A 6,046-nucleotide genomic window follows, 5' to 3' on the forward strand; every position below is an offset into this window, starting at 1 on the left:
ACCCACCGGTTGCCGCGCACGCCCCCGGGTGAAGTGGTCGCCCGGTCGATGGACGCCGACCGTTTCGCGCGCTACTCCGACCGTTGGGTCGACTTCGTCAACGGCATCCTGATCGCGTTCATCACCATGATCGCCGGTGGCACGTGGCTGGCCGGCGCGGTGCTGTTCGCCGTGATGACGTCGAGTGCCCTCGCCTCGTCGCTGGGCCGGCCGATCGCCGGCCGGTCGGCCGCCCGGTCCTCGACGGCCCGGGCCGGCTTCGGCCGTGCGCTGGTGTCCGCTGTGGAATCGGCGCGCACCGTCAAGCTCGCCGGCCGGACGCCGGACGTCCACGCGCACCTGCGCAGGGTCGACAGCGGCCGGGTCGAGGCGGCGGTCTTCGAGCATCGCGTGCAGGCCTTCCTCGACGGCGTGCCGATCGTGATGGTCCAGGTCGGCGTCGTCACGGCGTGGGCGCTCTTCTGGCTCGACGTGTGGGGCCTGGCCACCGCCCTCCTGGTCGCGACCGCGGTCAACGGCTTCGACTGGTTCGGCCGGGTGGCCGGCGCCGTCGTCACCGAGGCGCCGGGCGTGCGTGCCTGGCAGCGCGCGACCAGCCGGTTCGCCGGGGGCCGTGACCTGATGGAGCTGCCTGCGGGCATCGACCTGGTGACCGGAGCGGCTCCCGACCCTGTCGAGCCGGCGCGGGTGCCCCTCGAACGGCTCGAGCTGAGCGGCGTCTCCGCACTGCACGACGACGGCACCATCGGTGTCGCCGGCGTCGACCTCACCGTCGAACGCGGCGAGCTGGTCCTGCTCGTGGGTCAGGTCGGCTCGGGCAAGTCCAGCCTGCTGTCCGCACTGGCCGGCCTGATCGACCACACGGGGGAGGTGCGCTGGAACGGCGAGCAGGTCACCGATCCGGAGGTGTTCCTGCGCCCGGGCCAGGTCGGCCACGTCGCCCAGGTCCCGCGGGTGCTGTCCGGCACGTTCTCCGACAACGTCCGGCTGGGCCACGACCGCGCCTTCGACCGCCCGGTCCAGGCAGCGCGCCTGGCCCAGGACGTGGACGAGGCCGGTGGCGCCGATGCGGTGGTCGGCCACCGCGGGGTGCGGCTGTCCGGTGGCCAGGTCCAGCGCCTGGCGCTGGCGCGCGCCCTCGCGGCCGACACCGAGCTGCTGCTCGCCGACGACGTCTCCAGTGCCCTGGACGCCGCGACCGAGGTCGAGCTCTGGGCGGCGCTCCGCGAGCGCCACACGACCGTCATCGGGGCGACCTCGAAGCGGGCTGCGCTCGCGCAGGCCGACCGGGTCGTGGTGCTGGTCGACGGCGAGGTCGCTGCCGTCGGTCCGTGGGACGTCCTCGCCCCCGACTGGGGCCACCTCGCGGGCTGAGTCAACCAGTGAGGTCAGCCGTCGAGTCCGAGGAAGCTTCGACTCGCTGTCTCGACGAGCTCCTCGGGCGAGGCCGTGACGGCGCCGTCGAGCCACGCCGTGACGAGCTCGGCCATGCCCCCGATGAACAGCAGGCCAGCCAGTTCGTCCTCGTGGCGGAGCGGACGGTGCCGGTCGTGGGCCTGCTCGGCGGCGAGGTGCGCGAAGTGGCGCAGCAGTTCGGTGCGGCGCGAGCGGAGGGCCGGCATGGCCCCTGCCTCGATGATGGCCACGCGTCCCTTGCGGGGGTCAGCAACCAGCAGGTCGATGAAAGCCGCCACTGCCGCCCGGATCCGTTGCGTGGGGTCATCGCCGGCCATGTCGGCAGCGGCCAGGGCCGTCGTCTCGATCTCGGTGGCGACCGCTTCGAGCACCGCGCGCTGGGCCTCGTCGAGGCCGGTGAAGCTCTCGTAGAAGTAGCGCTCGCTGAGGCCTGCTTCTCCGCACACGGCGGTCATCGTCGTACGTGTCCCGGGGTCAGCCCAGACTGACAGCGTGGCGTCGAGCAGGCGACCCCTGCGGGCGTCAGCACGCTCTGCGGCGCTCACGCCCTTGTAGATCCCCGACTGCACGGCCACGTCCCCAGCCTTGCACGTCCGATCCCGGAAGAGAAGGTTGACAGGGCGTACTTCCTGAATGAGGCTGTGCCAGCAGAGGTGCGGCAACGAGGTCGCACCGAGGAGGTCGGCGAATGACGGCAGCACAGCAAGCACGCGACCTTCCGGTCGTCCAGCGCGGCGACAGGGGCCTGCCCTTCTTCGGCCGGGTGGCCGACTACGCCCGTGATCCGGTGGCGCTGATGCAGCACCAGTGGGACACCTATGGACCTGTCTCGCCCTTTCCCTTCCTGGGCCAGACGTTCGTGATGCTGCTCGGGCCCGATGCCTGCGAAGAGGCGTTTCGCAACGCAGACAAGGCGTTCGCCAACGGGCCGGCCTGGGGTCGACTGGTCGGTCCGTTCTTCAACCGGGGACTGATGCTCCTGGACTTCGAGGAGCATCACGTGCACCGGCGGATCATGCAGGAGGCCTTCACTCGCGACCGGCTCGCGTCGTACGTCGAGCCGATGCACCCGGCGATCGCCCAGGGCATCGATGCCTGGCAGGGCGGACCCGGCTTCCGCTGCTACCCGGCGCTCAAGCAGCTCACGCTCGACATCGCCGCCGACATCTTCATGGGCGGCGCCGAGGACACCTCGGCGGCCCAGATGGAGCGGGTCAACCTCGCCTTCATCGCCTGCGTGCAGGCGGCGTCCGGAGTGGTCCGCGGCAACGTCCCGATGACCCGCTGGGGCCGGGCCCATCGCGGCCGGGCCGTGCTGGAGGAGTTCCTGCGCCACTACCTGCCGGCGAAGCGGGCCACGCGCAGCGACGACCTGTTCTCGGTGCTCTGCCACATCGAGACCGCCGACGGCGAACGCTTCAGCGACGACGACGTCGTCAACCACATGATCTTCCTGATGATGGCTGCGCACGACACCTCGACGATCACCACCTCCACGATGCTCCAGCACCTGGGCCAGCATCCGGCGTGGCAGGAGCGCTGTCGCGCGGAGTCGATGGCACTCGGCGACTCTCCGACGCTGGCGGAGCTGGATCAGCTGACCTCGCTCGACCTGGTGATGAAGGAAAGCCTCCGGCTCCGTGCTCCTGTGCCCATGCTCGCGCGGGCGACTGTCAAGGACACCGTCGTCCAGGGCGTACGCATCCCCGAGGGCACGCAGGTGGCGATCGGCGTCCAGCACTCCCACCTGATGCCGGAGCTGTGGACCGACCCCACCCGCTTCGACCCCGACCGGTTCGGGACGGAGCGCCGCGAGGACAAGGCGCACCGCTATGCGTGGTCGCCCTTCGGCGGTGGGGTCCACAAGTGCATCGGCCTGTACTTCGCCGGCGCCGAGGTGAAGGCGATCATGCACCACGTCCTGCGCACCCGTCGCTGGAGCGTGGACCCCGGCTACGTCGCGCCCCTGGACAACCACTCGCTGCCGTTCCCGAAGGACGGCCAGCCCATCGACCTCGTCCGACTCTGAAACCAACCGGAGGAATCCCGTGTCCAGCTCCCTTGCAGGACTGTCCGTCATCGTCACCGGAGGTGCGCGCGGCATCGGCCGGGCCACCGTCGACCGCTTCGCCCGTCAGGGCGCAAAGGTGGCTGTCGGCGACCTCGACCTCGCGTTGGTGACCGAGGTGGCCAGCGCGTACGACGGCAACGTCGCCGCCGCGCGCCTGGACGTCAGTGACGTCGAGTCGTGGACGGCGTTCCTTGCCGAGGTCGATCACCTCGGCCCGTGGGACGTGCTCGTCAACAACGCCGGGATCATGCCGCTCGGCTCCGTCCTCAAGGAACCCGAGAGCGTCGCCCGCACGATCATGGACGTCAATGTCCACGGCGTGATCAACGGGACCAAGGCCGTCGTGCCGGGCATGGTCGACCGGGGTCGGGGCCATGTGGTCAACGTGGCCTCGGCCGTCGGTCGGGTCGCCGTGTCGCACGGAGCGACCTACTCGGCATCGAAGTTCGCCGTGGTCGGTTTCAGCGAGGCCATCCGGCAGGAGCTGGCGGCAGACGGGATCGACGTCACGGTGGTCCTGCCGACGGTGGTCCAGACCGAGCTCGCATCCGGCGTGCCGGCCGCCCGAGGCATCAAGCCGGTGACGGCCGAGGACGTCGCTGCGGTGATCGAGGCCGCGGTGCTCAAGCCACGTGCAGAGATGTGGGTCCCGCGCTGGACCCAGGGCCTGGGCAAGTCGGCGCTGGCCCTGCCCCGATTCGTCCAGGACGCCATGTCCCGCGCGACCAAGGCCGGCGACGTGTTGAGCTCGGCCGATACGGCTGCACGCGCCGCCTACGAGGAGCGCGCGCGCCGCGGGGCGCGCGACGCGAAGGAATAGTCCAGCGGCTGGCCCGGTTACGATCCCACGTGACTTCTACGCCGACGACGACCTCGACCGAGGCCAGCCCGGCGGTGTCCCACGCCCGACCCGCGCTGGCGATCCTGGCGCTCGCGGTCGGCGGTTTCACCATCGGTACCACCGAGTTCATGACGATGGGCGTGCTGCCCGAGGTGGCCGAGGGCGTCGACGTCTCCGTGCCGACGGCCGGCCACATCATCTCCGCCTACGCGATCGGTGTCGTGGTCGGCGTACCGATCCTGGCGTTCTTCGGGGCGGCGCTGCCGCGTCGGGCGATGCTCGTCTGGCTGATGGGCGCGTACGGCGCCTTCAACCTGCTCAGCGCGTTCGCCCCGAGCTTCGAGGTGCTCACGGTTGCCCGGTTCCTCGACGGCCTGCCGCACGGCGCCTACTTCGGGGTGGCGAGCCTCGTGGCGGCCAGCCTCGTGACGCCCGAACGCCGCGGCCGCGCCATCGCGAGCGTGATGCTCGGCCTCTCGATCGCGAACGTCGTCGGCGTCCCGCTGGCCACCTTCCTCGGCCAGCAGGTCGGCTGGCGGGCGACGTACCTCCTCGGCGGCCTGCTCGCCCTGGCGACCATGGCCATGGTGCTGGCGGCCGTGCCGTCGGTGCCGGGCGACGCGGAGGCCAGCGGCCGCAAGGAAGCCCGTGAGTTCTTCGGCAGCCTGCAGGTCTGGCTCACGATGGCCGTCGGTGCGGTCGGCTTCGGCGGGATGTTCGCGGTCTACTCCTACATCGCCAAGACGGTCACTGCCGTCGGTGGTCTCGAGCGCGGCACGGTTCCCGTGTTCGTGCTGGCGCTCGGGCTCGGCATGGTCGTCGGCACCTGGCTGGCGGGCGAGCTCGCCGCGTGGTCGGTGTATCGCAGCCTGATCCTGTCCGGCGCGACCGGCATCGTGCTGATGCTCGTCTACTACGTCGCTGCGCCCACCGGATGGGGCCTGCTGCCGGTCGCGTTCCTGGTCACCGCCACCGGTTCGGTGCTGGTGGTCAACCTCCAGCTGCGACTGATGGACGTGGCCGGGGGAGCGGTCACGCTCGGCGCCGCGATGAACCATGCCGCGCTCAACATCGCCAACGCGCTGGGCGCCTGGCTCGGTGGCCTGGTCATCGCGGCCGGGTACGGCTATCGTGCGCCGGCGCTCGTCGGTGCCGGGCTTGCCGCCGTCGGTGTCGCGATCCTGCTCGTCTCGGCGGTCGTGCACCGCCGCAGCGCAACTGCCTAGCGCGCCGCCGCGGACGCCAGCGCCCGCTGCTGGTTGGTCGTGGTCACGTACAGGATCCGGCACCACTGCACGCAGGCGACGGCGAGAGCGCCGGCGTTGATCCACTCGATGGTCGGCAGCGCCTCGATGAAGCCCGGGTCGGTCGAGGTCGACGCCGACGCGGCCACGCGGCTGCCGAAGAGGTAGACCAGCCAGGCCGCCCACCAGAGCCCGAGCCCGACAGTTCGACCCTCCGGGCGGCTGGCGTCCTGCACGTCGCGGACCACCTGGAACGGGAACCACAGGGACACGATCGGGACCCACCAGCCCAGCCACACCCAGGCCGATGCGCGTTGGTGGGGAACCGCCGGGGCGATCGAGATGGTGTTGGTGCGGGCGAACTGCAGCCACAGGCAAGAGACGACGTAGGCCGCGATGATCAGCGGAATCAGCAGCAGCGCGAGGCCGTCGTACAAGGTGAAGACGTCGTAGGTGCTGTAGCCGGCGCGGGCC

Annotated in this window: 6 protein-coding genes; 4 read left to right on the top strand and 2 right to left on the bottom strand. The window is 71.0% G+C overall.

What is annotated here, in order from left to right; genetic code table 11:
• On the top strand, positions 1-1,374 hold a 1,374-nt coding region (locus tag ACOADB_RS13340; RefSeq protein ID WP_378599303.1), incomplete at its 5' end, for an ATP-binding cassette domain-containing protein.
• Positions 1,375-1,388: 14 nt separating this feature from the next.
• On the opposite strand, the gene ACOADB_RS13345 is transcribed toward ACOADB_RS13340, so the two are convergent.
• Positions 1,389-1,991: a TetR/AcrR family transcriptional regulator gene (locus ACOADB_RS13345; RefSeq protein ID WP_378599306.1), complete on the bottom strand. Its 603-nt coding sequence runs from the start codon at positions 1,989-1,991 to the stop codon at positions 1,389-1,391.
• 113 nt (positions 1,992-2,104) lie between these two features.
• Here ACOADB_RS13345 and ACOADB_RS13350 point away from each other — a divergent pair, with 113 nt between their 5' ends.
• Genes ACOADB_RS13350 through ACOADB_RS13360 form a run of 3 tightly spaced genes read left to right on the top strand, consistent with a single transcriptional unit; the run spans position 2,105 to position 5,554 of the window.
• Positions 2,105-3,445 carry a cytochrome P450 gene (locus tag ACOADB_RS13350; RefSeq protein WP_378599309.1) on the top strand — a complete coding sequence of 447 codons (1,341 nt, stop codon included), beginning with the start codon at positions 2,105-2,107 and terminating at the stop codon, positions 3,443-3,445.
• 19 nt (positions 3,446-3,464) lie between these two features.
• The gene (locus tag ACOADB_RS13355; protein ID WP_378599312.1) at positions 3,465-4,307 is read left to right on the top strand and encodes an SDR family oxidoreductase; all 843 of its coding nucleotides are present in this window, start codon (positions 3,465-3,467) and stop codon (positions 4,305-4,307) included.
• 29 nt (positions 4,308-4,336) lie between these two features.
• Positions 4,337-5,554 carry an MFS transporter gene (locus ACOADB_RS13360; protein ID WP_378599314.1) on the top strand — a complete coding sequence of 406 codons (1,218 nt, stop codon included), beginning with the start codon at positions 4,337-4,339 and terminating at the stop codon, positions 5,552-5,554.
• Here ACOADB_RS13360 and ACOADB_RS13365 read toward each other — a convergent pair.
• Positions 5,551-6,046 (bottom strand): DUF4328 domain-containing protein (locus tag ACOADB_RS13365; protein ID WP_378599317.1); only part of this gene is annotated, 496 nt, incomplete at its 5' end. The two genes, ACOADB_RS13360 and ACOADB_RS13365, sit on opposite strands and share 4 nt — an antisense overlap.

It is taken from the genome of Nocardioides sp. CPCC 206348, assembly GCF_048654705.1.
Lineage (GTDB): Bacteria > Actinomycetota > Actinomycetes > Propionibacteriales > Nocardioidaceae > Nocardioides.